This is a genomic window from Westiellopsis prolifica IICB1 (assembly GCF_004323185.1).
Lineage (GTDB): Bacteria > Cyanobacteriota > Cyanobacteriia > Cyanobacteriales > Nostocaceae > Pelatocladus > Pelatocladus prolificus_A.
Map to the genome: position 1 here is coordinate 83,888 of NZ_NAPS01000005.1, position 17,379 is coordinate 101,266.

General features: G+C 41.0%; 6 protein-coding genes and 1 pseudogene. 5 read left to right on the forward strand and 2 right to left on the reverse strand.

Translation table 11 applies throughout. The annotated features are described in order from the left end of the window. Both B4U84_RS28320 and B4U84_RS28325 read left to right on the forward strand, forming a co-directional pair. Entirely contained in the window at positions 1–8,577 is an 8,577-nt protein-coding gene (locus tag B4U84_RS28320; RefSeq protein ID WP_131121418.1) for a non-ribosomal peptide synthetase/type I polyketide synthase, read from the forward strand. Positions 8,578–8,713: 136 nt separating this feature from the next. Continuing rightward, positions 8,714–12,940: a non-ribosomal peptide synthetase gene (locus tag B4U84_RS28325; protein WP_131121419.1), complete on the forward strand. Its 4,227-nt coding sequence runs from the start codon at positions 8,714–8,716 to the stop codon at positions 12,938–12,940. A gap of 226 nt (positions 12,941–13,166) precedes the next feature. Here B4U84_RS28325 and B4U84_RS32215 read toward each other — a convergent pair whose 3' ends face one another. Further along, positions 13,167–13,481 carry a TnsD family Tn7-like transposition protein gene (locus B4U84_RS32215; RefSeq protein ID WP_510650821.1) on the reverse strand — a complete coding sequence of 105 codons (315 nt, stop codon included), beginning with the start codon at positions 13,479–13,481 and terminating at the stop codon, positions 13,167–13,169. Positions 13,482–13,706: 225 nt separating this feature from the next. Here B4U84_RS32215 and B4U84_RS28335 point away from each other — a divergent pair. Both B4U84_RS28335 and B4U84_RS28340 read left to right on the forward strand, forming a co-directional pair. Continuing rightward, positions 13,707–14,986: pseudogene (locus B4U84_RS28335) on the forward strand (IS4 family transposase); the annotation flags it as partial. A gap of 433 nt (positions 14,987–15,419) precedes the next feature. Beyond that, complete coding sequence (locus B4U84_RS28340) at positions 15,420–15,644, forward strand: hypothetical protein (RefSeq protein WP_131121421.1); 225 nt, start codon at positions 15,420–15,422, stop codon at positions 15,642–15,644. A 122-nt stretch (positions 15,645–15,766) separates the two neighbouring features. Here the strand turns inward: B4U84_RS28340 and B4U84_RS28345 are convergent, their stop codons facing one another. Then, entirely contained in the window at positions 15,767–16,507 is a 741-nt protein-coding gene (locus B4U84_RS28345; protein ID WP_131121422.1) for a carbonic anhydrase, read from the reverse strand. 669 nt (positions 16,508–17,176) lie between these two features. On the opposite strand from B4U84_RS28345, the gene B4U84_RS28350 reads away from it, so the two are divergent. Then, the coding region (locus tag B4U84_RS28350; protein ID WP_131121025.1) for a transposase family protein at positions 17,177–17,379 on the forward strand (203 nt) is incomplete at its 3' end.

Below are 17,379 nucleotides of genomic sequence, written 5' to 3' on the forward strand. Positions count from 1 at the left end.
ATGAATCAAGCAATATTATCAACTAACCTTGATGCGATCGCTGTCATTGGTATGGCAGGTCGGTTTCCTGAAGCTAACAATATCAATGAGTTTTGGGATAATTTACGTAATGGTGTTGAGTCAATTACTGCTTTATCTGATGCGGAACTCATGGCAACGGGCGTTGCTCCTTCAGTATTTCAAGATAGTAGTTATGTGAAAGCCAAAGGTGTCTTAGAAAACATCGAACTATTTGATGCGCCCTTTTTTGGTATCAATCCTAAAGAAGCCACAATTACAGATCCGCAACACCGAATTTTCTTAGAGTGTGCCTGGGAAAGTTTAGAAAACGCCGGTTACAACAGTGAAATTTATCCTGGTCGAATTGGGGTTTATGCTGGTTTAAGTCAGAGTACGTATCTATTAAATAATATCCTTGCTAATCGAGAATTAATTGATTCGATAGGCAGTTATCAAATTTGGTTGGGTAACGATCGCGATTTTCTCTCCACCCTGATTTCCTATAAATTAAATTTGACTGGCCCCAGTGTTGTGGTGCAAACTGCTTGTTCTACTTCCTTGGTTGCCATTCATTATGCTTGCCAAAGTTTGATTGCTGGTGAAAGCGATATCGCCTTAGCTGGTGGTGTTTCCATTGCCGTACCCCATCGAGTTGGCTATACCTATCAGCCAGGAGGCATCTTTGCTCCTGATGGTCACTGTCGCGCCTTTGATGCCAAAGCTAACGGCACGGTAAGCGGTAGTGGTGTGGGAATTGTAGTATTAAAACGCTTAGAAGAAGCCATTGCCGATAGAGATTATATTTATGCAGTCATTCAAGGATCAGCCATCAACAACGATGGTGCTGTGAAAGTAGGTTACACAGCACCTAGTATGGCAGGACAAGCCAAAGCGATCGCCGAGAGCTATACTATAGCTGGCGTAGAGCCGGAAAGCATCACTTACATCGAAACTCACGGTACAGGAACAGTTTTAGGCGATCCCATCGAGATTGCTGCCCTTAATCAAGTGTTTTGTGCTAACACCGAAAAAAAAGGTTTCTGTGCCATTGGTTCAGTCAAAACTAACATTGGTCATTTAGATACGGCTGCTGGTGTGGCGGGATTTATCAAAACCGTCCTTGCTCTCAAACATAGGCGAATTCCGCCCAGCTTGCACTTTCAGGAACCGAACCCACAAATTGATTTTGCCAATAGCCCCTTCTACGTCAACACTACTCTTTCTGCTTGGGAACCTCATGCTACTCCTCGCCGCGCCGGGGTTAGTTCTTTTGGTATTGGCGGCACAAATGCTCACATCGTTGTGGAAGAAGCCCCATCTTTAAGAAAGCAGGGGAGCAGGGGAGCAGGGGAGCAGGGGAGCGGGGGAGATGGGGAGATGGGGGGAAGTTATCAATTACTAGTAATATCGGCTAAAACTAGCTCTGCCTTAGAGACAGCAACGCTAAATCTGGTTCAACATCTCAAACTACATTCTGACCTTAATCTGGCGGATGTTGCTTATACTTTGGGCATTGGCCGCCGGGCTTTCAACTATCGCCGGATGGTAGTTTGCCAAAACTTAGAAGATGCAATCATCACTCTGACAAATCCAGACTCACCACGAGTTTTATCAAGCTATCAAGAACGCTGCAATCCGCCTGTAGTTTTTATGTTTCCTGGTCAGGGTACGCAGTATGTAAATATGGGTCGGGAATTGTATCAAACAGAGCCAATTTTTCAAGCAGCAGTTGACCAATGTGCAGAAATTCTACAACCACATCTAGGGCTAGACTTGCGCTGTGTACTGTATCCTGCTCCGATAGAGATTGAAATTGCCACCCAGCAGTTACAACAAACTGCAATTACCCAACCAGCACTGTTTACCATTGAGTACGCTTTAACCCAATTGTTAAAATCATGGGGCATTCAACCGCAAGCAATGATTGGTCATAGTATTGGGGAATACGTAGCAGCTCATCTCGCTGGCGTTTTCTCCTTAATAGAGGCTTTGGCATTAGTAGCAGCGCGGGGACGGCTGATGCAACAAACGTCTCCAGGAGCAATGTTGGCTGTTTCCTTGTCTGCGGTGGAAATAAAACCTTTTTTAAATGAGCATTGTTCTCTAGCGGCAATCAACGCTCCTTCATTGTGTGTTGTTTCTGGTAATGTAGAGGCGATCGCACAACTAGAACATCATTTAAATAACAACGGTGTCAAAACTCGTCATCTCCACACTTCCCATGCTTTTCATTCTGCAATGATGGATTCTATTTTGCCAGCGTTCGCAGAGGAAGTAAAAAAGATTAGCTTCCAGCCTCCCCAAATTCCGTATATTTCCAATGTAACTGCTACTTGGATTACGGCTACTCAAGCCACAGATCCCAATTACTGGTTACAGCACTTACGCCAAACTGTGCTTTTTGCTGAAGGTGTGCAATTGTTGTTACAGGAACCAGAACAGGTTTTGCTGGAGGTTGGCGCTGGTCATACTTTGAGTACGTTTGCAAGAATGATTGGGGAAAAACTTTCTTTTCATCCGAACGTTATACCTACCACTCTTCCCCATCCCCAAAAGCGTCATTCAGATACGGAGTGTTTGTTAGACGCACTTGGTCAGCTTTGGCTAAAAGGTGTTGAGGTTAATTGGTCTGGTTTTTATCAGCATCAGCAATGTTACCGCGTTCCCTTACCAACGTATCCCTTTGAACGCCAACGTTATTGGATTGAGCCTGAAAAAACAGCTAAAATTACAGATATTTCTCCAGCGAACTTGACTAAAAAGCCGGATATTACCGATTGGTTTTATGTACCTTGTTGGCAGCAAACTAGATTACTTCAGCCTTTATCCAATGCCAGAATAGAAGAACAAAACTTGTGTTGGCTGGTATTCGTCAATGAATGTGGTTTTGGTTCTCGACTGGTAAACAGGCTGGTGACAGGAAAACAGGATGTAATAACTGTGAAACTGGGACAGCAGTTTACCCAGATTGATAATTACACCTATGTTATAAACCCGCAAAAATCCGAAGATTATCAGGTATTGTTTGATACAGTCCGCACCTTGGGCAAAATCCCTCAAACAATCTTGCATTTGTGGAGTATCACAACAAATGAAAGCCCATCTTCAGAAATTGAGTTGTTTAATCAAACACAAGATTTAGGCTTTTACAGCTTGCTATTTATTGTTCAGGCACTAGGGAAACAACATCTAGGCAAACAAATCAAAATTGGGGTTGTGTCTAGCAATATCCAAATGGTGACGGGAGAAGAAATTCTTTCTCCAGAAAAGGCTACTGTGCTAGGGGCTTGTTTAGTAATTCCTCAAGAATATCCTTATATAACTTGTCAAAATATAGATATTGGTAGTCTTATTTCGCCTAGTTGCCATAAGGAAAAGCTCATAGATTTTGTTCTAGCGGAAATAATGGCAGAAGTGCCTAACTCAATTGTTGCCTATCGTGGGAATCGGCGATGGATACAAACTTTTGCACCTGCACCATTGACAACGCCTGATGCAGAAAAACCTGGGTTACGAGAAGGAGGTGTTTATTTAATTATTGGTGGCTTAGGTGCTATTGGTTTTGCGTTGGCAGAATATTTAGCAAAGACTGTACAAGCAAGATTAATTTTGATTGGACGTTCGCTGTTACCAGCTATAGAAGATTGGCAGCAATGGTTAGACACTCACGATCCTGAAGATAAAATTAGCCAGTACATACTCAAAGTACAAGCTCTAAAAGCACTCGGCGCAGAGGTTATGGTCAAAAGTGCTGATATTGCTAATTTAGAACAAATGCAAGCAGTAATTGATCAAGCAAGCGATCGCTTTGGTGAAATTCATGGTGTCATCCATGCGGCGGGAATTTTCAATCCAAAATGCTTTTGGGGGATTCAACAAATAACTCAAGCCCAATGCGAACAACAATTTCATGCCAAAGTACATGGGCTTTATGTCTTGCAAAAAATATTACAAGGTAAAAAACCTGATTTTTGTTTGCTGACTTCTTCTTTATCGTCTGTACTAGGAGGATTGGGGTTTGTTGCTTATTCTGCGGCTAATTTGTTTATGGATGCTTTTGCTCATAAGTGTAACCAATCCAACGAAATTCCTTGGTTGAACATCAATTGGGATGGCTGGAAAATTGATTTAGAAAAAGAAACGAATAATTTAGGTGCGACTTTGGCAGAATTAGCGATCGCACCCCATGAAGGTGTAGAAGTTTTTCAGCATGTTTTATCTAATACATCAAATCAAGTAATTATTTCTACCGCAGATTTAAAAACTCGGATTGAGCAATGGATTCAACCACAGTCTCTAAAAGATACAGAATCTTACTCAGCAATCACAACCTCACTACACTCTCGCCCAAATTTAAAAAATGCCTATGTTGCACCACAAAATCAGCTAGAACAAACCATTACTGATATCTGGCAAGAACTCCTGGGTGTCGAATCTATCGGTGTCCACGATGATTTTTTTGAACTCGGTGGACATTCCTTACTGGCAACTCAGGTCATCGCTCAAATGTGCAAAGCTTTCCAGGTAGAGTTATCTTTGAGTAGCCTGTTTGAATCGCCTTCTATTAAAGCCCAAGCAGATGCAATTACCCAAATCCAGAACGAGCAGCATTCAGAAACATTTATACCCGTTCTACCTGTAATTACACCTGAGCTTGAGCAACGCTATCAACCTTTTCCCTTAACAGATGTCCAACAAGCATACTGGATTGGGCGTAGTGAGGCATTTGAATTAGGGAATGTGGCAACTCACGGTTATATTGAGTTGGAAAGCGATCGCCTGGATTTAGAACGGTTAAATTTGGCTATACAAAGACTGATTGCCCATCATGATATGTTACGTGCGATCGTTCTACCGGATGGACAGCAGCGAATTATACCACAAATAGAGACTTATCACATAGAAATCCTCGATCTACGCGAGCAAAACCCTACAGATATTGCATCTGGGTTAGAAGCTGTACGACAGAGGATGTCTCATCAAGTACTAGCAGCCGATCAAGCACCTTTATTTGAGATCCGTGCTTCTCGTTTAGATGATTGCCGTATTCGTTTACATCTGAGTTTTGATTACTTAATCGTCGATGCTTGGAGTTTGGGTGAAATTCTCGCACCACAGTTGTATCAGCTTTACCAAAATCCTCAGGTAGTATTAACACCATTGCAAGTTTCTTTTCGAGATTATGTTTTAGCAGAAATAGCCCTCAAAAATACAGAACTTTATCAACGTTCCCAAGATTATTGGTTCCAACGACTTGCCACATTACCACCTGCACCAGAGTTACCTTTAGCAAAACATCCCAGCACCATCAAACAGCCCCGCTTTGTCCGTCGCAGTGGAGATTTGCAGCCAAGCACTTGGCAACAATTAAAAACCCGTGCTATTCAAGCAGGAATCACACCTTCGGGAGTTTTATTAGCTGCCTTTGCCGAAGTTTTGAGTTTATGGAGTAAAAACCCTCAATTTACACTTAATCTGACATTATTTAATCGTCTCCCCCTCCATCCCCAAGTTAACGAAATTGTCGGAGACTTTACTTCACTGACATTATTGGCTGTGGATTATTCAACTCCAGAAGCTTTTTTATCCAAAGCGCGACGTTTGCAAAAACAGCTTTGGCAAGACTTGGAACATCGTTATATCAGTGGTGTGGAAGTTTTGCGAGAATTAGCCCGAAGCCAAGGAGGAACAACTAAAGCAGCTATACCAATTGTGTTTACTAGTACCTTAACTCAAGGTACTCCCGAACCAGACACTTTAGGGTTGGAAAAAATAGGAAAGGTAATTTACAGCATTTCTCAGACACCCCAAGTTTGGCTAGATCATCAGGTTTCTGAAAGAGATGGGGCTTTGGTGTGGAGTTGGGATGCAGTGGAAGAAATTTTTCCCGCTGGGCTATTAGACGATATGTTTACAGCTTATTGTCGTCTTTTGGATTCTCTAGCTACTGAAGAAGCAATCTGGCAAACGGTAACACGGCAAAAGCCACTGACAACTTGTAACGATACTGCATCACCCATATCTGAGGTATTGCTTCACACTCTCTTTGCTGCCCAAGTACCTCAACACCAGCATCAGCCAGCAGTCATTACCCCAAACCGGACTTTAACTTATCAACAGTTGAATTGTTTAGCCAATCAACTGGCTGATCAACTACGGCGCTTAGGTGTGCAACCTAATACATTGGTAGCAGTCGTCATGGATAAAGGTTGGGAACAAGTTGTAGCTGTGCTGGGGATTCTCCAGTCTGGCGCTGCTTACTTACCCATTGCCCCCCAATTGCCAAGCGAACGTCAATGGCATCTACTTCAAGCAGGAAAAGTTCAGATAGTCTTAACTCAGTCCTGGCTAGATGCGACTTTAACATGGCCGGACTCAATTCAACGTATTTGTATAGATACTTTTACGCTGGTTGATGAGATTCCTCCCTTAGAAACAGTGCAGTCATCTACTGACCTTGCTTATGTTATCTATACTTCTGGTTCCACGGGTTTACCCAAAGGGGTGATGATCGACCATCGGGGGGCTGTAAATACTATCTTAGATATTAACAAACGCTTTGCTATTGGATCGGGCGATCGCGTTTTAGCTCTTTCTTCTCTCAGCTTTGATTTATCAGTCTATGACATTTTTGGTACATTAGCTGCCGGCGCGACAATTATCATTCCAGAAGCTACAAGTGCTAAAGATCCAGCCCACTGGTTAACACTTATACAGCAATACCAAGTCACCGTTTGGAATTCCGTCCCTGCTTTAATGCAGATGTTGATTAAGTATACAAATAATCAAGCCGACATACTTCAATCGTTGCGTTTGGTGTTGTTGAGTGGTGATTGGTTGCCTTTGAATTTACCATCGCAAATTCAGTCTGTTTGTGAAAATGTCCAAGTTGTTAGTTTAGGTGGGGCGACAGAAGCCTCCATTTGGTCAATTATCTATCCTGTAACAACAGTTGACCCTAATTGGAAGAGTATTCCCTACGGCCGTCCCATGACTAACCAGCAGTTTTATGTGCTTAATCAAATGTTGGTAGAGTGTCCCGTGTGGGTAGTGGGAGAACTTTATATTGGTGGTGTTGGACTTGCCCAAGGCTACTGGCAAGTCCAAAATAAAACTGATGCTAGTTTTATCATTCATCCCCAAACTAAAGAACGGTTGTACAAAACTGGCGACTTGGGGCGGTATTTACCAGATGGCAATATTGAGTTTTTAGGACGGGAAGATTTTCAAGTTAAGGTTAATGGTTATCGCATCGAACTAGGTGAAATTGAAGCTACCTTACAACAACATCCTAGTGTTAAAGAGGTGGTAGTGGCTGCTGTGGGCGAGTCACGGGAGAATCAGCAATTAGTAGCTTATATAGTGCCAACCAATCATCAACAACCTGAAGCCTACAAACCTAGCCAATTTCTTGATATATTGGTCGATCCTATAGAACGGATTGAATTTAAGCTCAAACAATCAGGATTGCGACAAACCAGAGTTGATGATGCCATTGTTAAATTACCAGATGCCCCGTTTGATGAAGTTCTCAAGGAAGCTTATTTACAGCGTCAGAGTTATCGTCACTTCCAAAATGAACTTATTTCCTTAGAACTGTTTAGCCAGTTTCTTGGCTGTCTGCGACAAATGCAGCTAGATGGCTTTCCTTTACCAAAATATCGCTATCCTTCTGCTGGTAGTCTTTATCCAGTCCAAACTTATCTGTATGTCAAACCTGATCGTATAGCAGGATTGACTGCTGGTTTTTACTATTATCATCCTGCCGAACATAATTTAGTGTTGCTAAATCCAGAATCAGCGATCGCCAGCAGTATCTATGGTAGCAATCAACTTATTTTTGAACAATCCGCTTTTTCAGTGTTTTTGATTGGACAATTGAATGCGATCGCTCCCATGTATGGCGAATTGGCGAAAGATTTTTGTTTATTGGAAGCTGGTTATATCGGTCAATTGCTGATGAACCACGCACCAGAATATCATCTTGGTCTTTGTCCTATAGGCTACTTAGAATTTGCGGAATTACGTGAATTTTTTACCCTAGAATCCAGTCAAATTTTACTCCACAGCTTTGTTTGCGGCAAAATAGACCATACTCAAACTCAACAATGGTTACAGCCTCAACCTATCCAACAGCCAAAGACTATTACCGAGCAATTACGTACTTTCGTACAGCAAAAGTTACCACAATACATGAAGCCTTCAGCTTATGTTTTACTTGATACTTTACCATTAACAGCAAATGGCAAAGTGGATAGAAAAGCTCTACCATTACCAACTCAGAAAAAAAATCAAACAGATAATGTTGCAGCGCGTAACTCTATTGAAACTGCTTTAGTTGCTATTTTTACAGAAGTTACCAAAATTATACAAATCGGAATCCACGATAACTTCTTTGAATTAGGAGGCGATTCCTTGAAAGCAACCCAAGCGATCGCGCGAATGCGGGAAGAATTGCAAATTGAATTACCCTTAGCCAGTTTATTTGAGCAACCAACAGTGGCTGGTTTGGCAAATTATATCGCAGATATGGTTAGCGATAACTCAGATGATGAGCGCGAACAAGGAATTTTATGAATCGTTATCTCAAACTCTCACTCTCTGCGCCTCCCTTCGGGTTCACCAGTCGCCTGCGGAGGGAAACCCTCCCGCAGCGCTGGTTCACTGCGTCTGTGCGTGAGAAAAACCATCCCCAAATTGAGCAACACCTATTATGAAACCTATCGAAGAACTCTTGTCTGAGTTAAAACACTTAAACATCAAAATTTGGGCAGAAGGCGATTATTTACGTTATGACGCACCCAAAGGCAAGTTATCCTCTGTCTTGCGATCGCAATTAGTAGAACGCAAACAAGAAATTCTCGCATTTCTTCGTCATGCCAATCTTAAAATTACATCCATTCAGCCCATTTCACGAAATCAAGAAATTCCCTTATCTTTCGCCCAACAAAGACTGTGGTTTCTCAACCAGTGGGAAGTTGAAAACTCCTCATACAACGAATCTGTAGCTGTGCAACTCAGAGGTTTACTCAACTTATCTGCATTGCAACACAGCCTCAATGAAATAGTGCGTCGTCATGAGGCTTTACGTACAACTTTCATCTGTGTTGACGGAAAACCTACTCAAGTCATTTCTCCTGATTTATCTCTATCCTTGTCAGTCATTGATTTACGGGAAATACCCCAATGGAATCAACGCCAAGCCGAAGCGTTGAAGTTGCTTGCACAAGCAGCAAACTGTCCTTTTCAGCTAACTGAAGCACCATTGCTACGAACCACCTTAATAAAATTAGACGAAACAGAACACATACTCTTGTTTACAATCCACCACATTATTTGTGATAACTGGTCGATGGGTATTCTCTTGCAAGAGGTAGCAGTATTATACACAGCCTTTTGTAATAACAAGCCTTTACCTTTATCAGAATTACCCATCCAGTATGCTGACTTTGCTATTTGGCAGCGACAGTGGCTAACTGGCGATCGCCTCCAATCTCAACTCAATTACTGGCAACAGCAATTAATTAACTATCCTCCCATACTACAATTACCCACAGACCGTCCTCGACCTGCGCTACAAAGCTTCTGTGGGAAAACACAATCCTTTTATTTATCTTCAGACTTGCCTGAAGCACTCAAGGTGCTAAGTCGTCAGGAGGAAATGACATTATTCATGATCCTACTAGCAGCTTTTGTCACCTTGCTTTATCGCTACAGTCAGCAGGATGATATTCTGATCGGAACTGCGATCGCCAATCGTAACTACAAAGAACTAGAAAGATTAATAGGGCTTTTTGCCAATACCCTAGTGCTACGTACTAATTGTGCGGGCAATCCTACTTTTCGAGAACTGCTTCATCAGGTACGAGAGTGTACTTTGTCTGCATATACCCATCAGGATTTACCTTTTGAGTATTTAGTAGAACAACTCCAGCCTGAACGCAACCCCAGCTACAATCCATTATTCCAGGTAATGTTTGTTCTCCAAAATTCTCCAATGGAGGAATTAAAGCTTCCTGGTTTGGATTTGAATTTACTCCCCCTAGAAAATCAAACAGCGAAATTCGATTTAAGTTTAGTGATGCAAGAAAAGGAATGTGGATTGTATGGGGAATTAGAATACAACACCGATTTATTTAACGCTGACACTATCTGTCGGATGGTGGAACATTTACAGAATTTGTTAACAGGTATTGTGGCTAATCCAGAACAACGCCTTGGAGACTTACCGATATTGACTCTAGCCGAACAGCAGCAGTTGTTAGTGAAGTGGAATTGTACTCAAGCCGATTATCCCCAGGATATCTGCATTCACCAATTATTTGCAGATCAAGTAGAACAAACACCGAATGCTGTGGCAGTTGTTTTTGCAGATCGGCAGTTAACTTACCAAGAATTGAACCAGCAAGCCGATGCTTTAGCCTATTACCTCAAGCAACTTGGTGTTAAACCAGAAGTAATCGTAGGAATTTGCTTAGAAAAATCATTAGAAATGGTAATTGGCATCCTAGCAATTTTGAAAGCAGGCGGCGCATATCTGCCATTAGATCCATCTTATCCACAGGAAAGATTGGCCTTCATATTAGAAGATGCCAAGCCTTTAGTATTGCTTACCCAAACGCGACTAATTACAGAATTACCGTTACACAAAGTTAAGGTTGTAAGTCTAGATACATCATGGCAAAATATTATTTCTGAAACAATTACGCAACAATATCGAACTGAGGTTAAATCAGAAAATTTAGCCTATGTAATTTATACCTCCGGTTCTACAGGCACACCGAAGGGAGTAATGATTCCCCATCAAGCTTTGGTAAATCATTGTCTTGCTGCTGCTAAAATCTATCAACTCCGGTCAAATGATAGAGTTTTGCAATTTGCCTCTATTAGCTTTGATGTTGCCGCAGAAGAACTTTTCTCATCTTGGTTATGCGGTTCAACAGTTGTGATTCGCCCTGATTGGGTACTATCTTTTTCAAATTTCCAGCAATTCCTAGAGTCTGAAAAAATCACGGTTCTCAATCTACCTACTGCCTACTGGCATCAGTGGGTATCTGAATTATCTAATTCAAACATTGCATTGCCGCCTAAATTGCGCTTGGTAATTGTGGGAACGGAACAAATACAACCCGAAAAACTAGAACTGTGGCAGCAACAGGTAGGCACTAAAGTTCGCTGGCTGAATGCCTACGGCCCAACAGAGGCGACTATTGGCGCAACAATCTACGAACCTGTTGATGTGCTAGAAGATTTGCAAACTACTAGTGTACCTATTGGTCGCCCCATAGACAACACCCAAATCTATCTACTAGACAAACACCTCAACCCTACACCTATTGGTATACCTGGCGAATTGTATATTAGTGGTCTTGGTTTAGCACGAGGCTACCTAAATCGACTTGATTTAACGGCTGAGAAATTTATTCCTAACCCCTTTGAGAAGGCAGGAGGTGATAGGTTGTATAAAACTGGTGATTTAGCCCGTTATTTACCAAATGGCAATATTGAATACTTAGGTAGAGCAGATAATCAAGTAAAAATACGTGGATATCGTGTAGAATTAGAAGAAATTGAAGTTGCACTAACACTACACCCACATGTACAAGATACCGTTGTGATTGCTCGCCACAGTCATGCCAGGGATACACAATTGATTGCCTATGTAGTCCCCTACAAGCAGCAATCTACAGCTAAAGAACTGCGAATCTTCTTGAAACAACGGTTACCTGATTACATGATTCCGTCAGTTTTTATATTGATGGAAAACTTACCCCAGATGCCTAATGGTAAAGTAGACCGTCAAAAACTTCTAGCACTAGAAGTCAAGCAACCAAGTTTAGAGAAAGATTTTGTAGCACCTCGTGATGACTTAGAACTTCAACTTACACAAATATGGGAAGAGGTTTTGGGTATTTCTCCCATTGGTGTTACAGATAACTTCTTTGAACTTGGAGGTCATTCACTTTTAGCTGTGCGCTTGATGGCTAAAATTGAAAAATTTTTTGGATGTAAATTATCACTTTTTCAACTTTTTCAAGAAGCTACTATTGAAAAACTTAAAAGTCTTCTTAGCCAAAATATTTATTCTTCTCAAAATCCATCTCCACTAGTAGCTATTCAACCTCGCGGTTCAAAAAAACCTTTATTTTTTGTTCATCCTGTGGGTGGAAATGTTTTTTGTTACTACGAATTAGCAAGTTCTTTTGGTCTAGATAGACCATTTTACGGTTTGCGATCGCTTGGTCTTGATGGAGAATGTAAGCCTTATACTAGCATCGAAGATATGGCATCTGCATATATCTCAGCTATACGTATCATTCAACCAGAAGGTTCATATCTTTTAGGAGGCTGGTCGATGGGAGGTGTAATAGCTTTTGAGATGGCAACTCAATTACAAAAGCAAGGTCAAAAGGTTGGCTTACTTGCCTTACTAGATAGCCATGCACCTATTTCAAAAACACAATCAATTGGTATCAATTATTACGATCAAGATAAAGTATTAATTGATTTAGCTCAAGATATAGCTAGTTCTACGCGAGATGAAAACTTAAATCTAGATCCTCTTAATACTCTATATACAAATCTCACAAAGCTTAAAGAAGAAGAAAAACTTGATTATTTTTGGCAACAAGCGAGAACGTTGAAAATTTTACCTCAATATCTTGAACGTCAACAGTTTCAGCATTTATGGCAAGTTTTTCAGAATAATACCCAAGCCTTAATTGATTATAATCCGAAAAAATCTGCTAATAGCATTTTATTGCTTCGTGCAAGTAAAAGTGTTACTCATGACAGTTTAAATTCAAATTGGCAAATATTTTCAACACAACCAGTACAAATTATTAATATTCTTGGCACTCACTATACAATACTTAGAAAGCCTTGTGTTTATAAACTGCAAGAAGCAATAAATAAATACTTAGAAAAAATTGAAGAATAGTGTACATTTAAAATAAAGTCTTGAAGTTTGAGAGTTCTGAAAGCCTTGAAATAACGTAGTGATGGTTTGGTTTAGAAACGGGATAAAGTCCTGAAGTTTGAGAGTTGAAAACCGCAAACCAGAAAAACAGAAAATAATAAAGTCTTAAAGTGTCACACAAGTAAGTTTACTTATTGTCAGAAACAATTAGATATGATGTATAGTGTTAGGATTGAAAGTTTCTGGGTCAATTTGAGAGGGTGAATAAGTCGTTCACCCGTGTGTCCTCAAGAGGAAATTGGCAAAACTGCTGGGCGCTAAAGCCCCAAAATTGGATAAACAGTAAATGGTGAAGGGGATGACAAGTGCTTAGGGGACGGAGTAACTTGAACAACCAACAATGATGAGGTTGGGAAATCTCCAGAGAGCATTGTAGCGATTTTAACAAATCATCAGAGTAGTGTATTGTCAGCATCTCAAGTAAATCACGATTGACAGCGGCACGATTAGTAGGATGTGGACATCGGTGATAGGTTAGGATAAAGCGCCTTTTGTCAATCAGTTAAAATACTCAAAATATTCTTAATAAGAATGATAATCGTGTGGAGCAAAGGGGGATGAGGCGAGCGATGCTCGCCTCATCCCCCTATTTTTGATTATCATTATCTTTAAGTCTTTAACAGCTGAAATAGAAGATGAAAAAGTATTGTAACGACGTAAAAAGTGAGCAGCATTGTTAGGTAAATTCAATTATCAAACGAGGTAATGAAAAGTTTGGTTTATCACTATGCCCAAGCGACCAAAACAAAATTCTGATCACGCACAACGGCATAATACTCCCACGATAGATAATGAAGCGATCGCGTCGCATTTAGAAGCTTTATTAACCAACAAAAATATTATAAGCAGTTAGGATTACGAGATAGGATTCTGAATTTATCGTTAATGGTGGCAGCAGTTTTAACACTATTATGGCGGCAAGTTCCTGGCGTTCAAGAGTTAAATCGCCTGCTAGCAAGAGAAGGTTTATTATGGTGTCATCCCACAAAAGTTGCTCAACAATCATTATCAGAAAGATTTTTAGTTTTCCCTGCTGAGTTATTTGAGCGTGTATTTAAAGATTTACTACCTCAGTTACAACTCAATTGGCAGCAACGACTGAGGCGACCACTACCAGATAGTGTTAAGTTTGCATTGCATAATTTTCACCGAATTTTGATAGCTGATGGGTCAACATTAGAAGCTTTATTTCGGAAGTTAAAAAGCCTGGAAGACTTAAAAACAGGACAATTAGCCGGAAAAATTTGTACAGTTATTGATTTGGTGACTCGTTTACCCGTTGAAGTTTGGTTTCATACTAATCCCGCAGCATCGGAGACGAACTTTGAAGCGTCATTACTGAATTTACTAAGAGCTAAAACTCTGATTTTACTTGATAGAGGTTTTTATCATTTCCAATTTTTACAACAACTTATTAACCAAGAAGTTCATTTTATTACCCGTTTAAAAGCTAAAGCTTCTATTAAATGCTTAAAGATTTTCAGCTATGACCATTCGGTTAAAGACCGATTGATTCAACTTGGGACTGTTCGCCGTGGCGCACCAATTTTAACTTTACGTTTAATTGAAATAAAGGTTGGTAGAACTAGTTATTCTTACATTACTTCTGTTCTCGATCCTGCTATATTACCTCCTTATGTCGTGGCAGATTTATACCGAAGAAGATGGAGAATTGAAGAAGCTTTTTATTCAGTTAAACGTTTATTGGGGCTGTCTTATTTGTGGACTGGCTCTATTAATGGTATCAAATTACAGGTGTGGGCTACTTGGCTATTTTATGCAGTATTAGTTGACTTGGGAGATGCGGTAGCTGATGAATTAGCTTTGCCATTTGACCGTATTTCTTTGGAGATGATTTTTCGCGGTTTGTACCATTTCAGTGTTGCTTATGACAAAGGCAACGCCGATGACCTTGTTAAGTACTTCGCTGCAAAAGAGAACCAAGATTTAGGAGTAGTCAAAGCTCTGCGAAAGCCAGTCTCCAAGCTGGATTTATCCCCTTTTCCAGCACCCTCGCAGACATTTGTGCAATCACTCTAACCTCTCACGAGTGATACCAGGCTGATTGTCTCCCCCTTTCCTGCTACTCAACGAAGCCCCGAAGAATTTTTTTTCCAACCCTCCCTTAATAAATAGCGGCACATTTTAATTTTTCACTCCGACAAATACGAGCATTTGTACTTATTGACAAAAGTGCTTTTAGCTTAACTTGTGACCAATGGGGAAATTCTAGCGATTATTTCTATCCAGACGGCAGACGTTTTCCTGAAGGTGTCTAGAACGCCTAAAAAAGCTAATTGATAGTGATGCTTTAGCAATTTACCTCAACTGGTGTAACCAGCGTGGATGGACAGATTGATTTGTCTATGAAGGGCGTTTGTGGGCCTTTCCTCCTTGCGCCGTACTGCCACTCCCAATCTTTGAGGCTCCTTAGCCGGAATTGAAACAGATCACTGACGATGATGGCGTACCTGCCCGGCGTGTTCTAGCCGTCTATAACAGCTTTTTAATGCGATCGCCCCCCAATCTCCCCAATCCCCCAACACTCCATCCCCAGCCCAAAGCTACGACCACAACAAGCGATCGCAACAGCAACAGACTAAACCAGGAAGCTGGCACGGATAGTGGACTGACACTAGACAAACCACCCCAGATTGACGCCTGAGTGGGAAGAGTTTATGGCAGTGTGGGGGGATAAGTGCGGCAAGGGAACCGAATAGGGAATTGACAGCGCAGTCGCGTGGGGAGCAACGTGCAACCGGACTCTATATCCCATATCCTACGCTCTCAATTTGCCTGAGTCGATCCTCGATAAATTCGCTCCATCTGCTCAGGGGAGAGCTGTGTCATTGGAAACCGCTCATCTGTAGAGATAGTGAGTTTGTCAGAAGCTTCAACCTCCAGAACCTGGCTTTGGGGCAAGACATAGGCGTGCTTGTGCGGGTCGTATGCTAAAACTTCTCCTGTYTCAATCTGATAAATCCAASCATAAATTTTAAGTTGCCCTTGGTARAGTTTAGAGTGAATKACTGGATASGTCCGCAAATTCTCTATTTGGGTGAGGACATTTTCAGCAATTATGATTTCTAGCAGTTCTTCCCCCTGGTAGTGACTGTAGTGGTCTAGAACCAGCCTTCGGGTTGCCTGTGCATATTTGAGCCAATCATGCACGAGCGGCATTTCCTCTCGCAGACTGTTTAACTTCATTAACCCTTTCATTGCACCGCAATGAGAGTGACCGCAGATAATAATTTGCTGAATATCTAAGGCTTGAACAGCATATTCTATTGTCGCACCCTCACCGCCATTAGTTGCTCCAAATGGTGGAATAATATTRCCWGCATTGCGGATGACAAACAGTTCACCCAACTGGGCTTGTGTTATCAGATTTGGATCGACACGCGAATCGGAACAGGTAATAAACAACACTCTAGGCTTTTGACCATGAGAAAGTTGCTCAAACAGTTCTTGATGCGTTGAAAAGTAGCTACTTTTAAATTCACGCAGACCTTTAATTAATTTTTTCATCACCAAATTCCACAGATACTCGTGGGTTTAATATCCTGAGTCTTTTGGTTTTAATAGTAGGTCTCAATTAAGAAAAATTCCTCTGCCATAGGTTGATTTGATGCATTGAATCCGATTCTTAACTCTTCAAGTAGAGTCAAGAATTCATGAAAAATGCTTATACTGCAATTACTAAGCAAGAATTAATTCTATCAGTCCCTAGCCTTAGACCTACTAGGGGCTTTTTCTCAGTTATCAGTTATCAGTTATCAGTTATCAGTTATCAGTTATCAAAATTATACACTTGCTGTGTGTACACCGTAGATTGATAGATGAGTATTAACTGTTCACTGTTCACTGTTCACTGTTCACTGATAACTGTATTACTTACGGCTAATTAATAATTAGTACTGTTGGTAGATTGGATATCAATGTTGTGACTGTTAATCTGTATTTGTTAGTAAAAAACGTTTACCAAATTCAGAACAATGAACATTCTTGCTTGGATTGTTTTAGGTTTAATAGAGGAGTGCTATTGCTAAAGCTATCTACCCCGTTGACAGGCAGGGCTGTTTCATTCTTGGAAGAAAAATGATTCAATCGAAACTGAGGTAACAAACTTAAGCGAGGGTGCGGCGTAGCCGCACCCAAGCGCTAATCAGACTTTCGACAAATTGTCCGGGGGTATCTATGACAGCAGGCTTGATTGAAGAACTCAAAAAAATTAAAGATTTTCGCACCAAAAAGGGACAAAGACATCCATTGTGGTTTGTGTTGTTGCTAGTAATCATGGGAACAATGAGTGGTTGTCTTGGTTATAGAGGGTTGGGAGATTTCGTCAAACGGCATAAACAATCTTTAATTGAAACATTCGAGATACCTAAACAACGAGT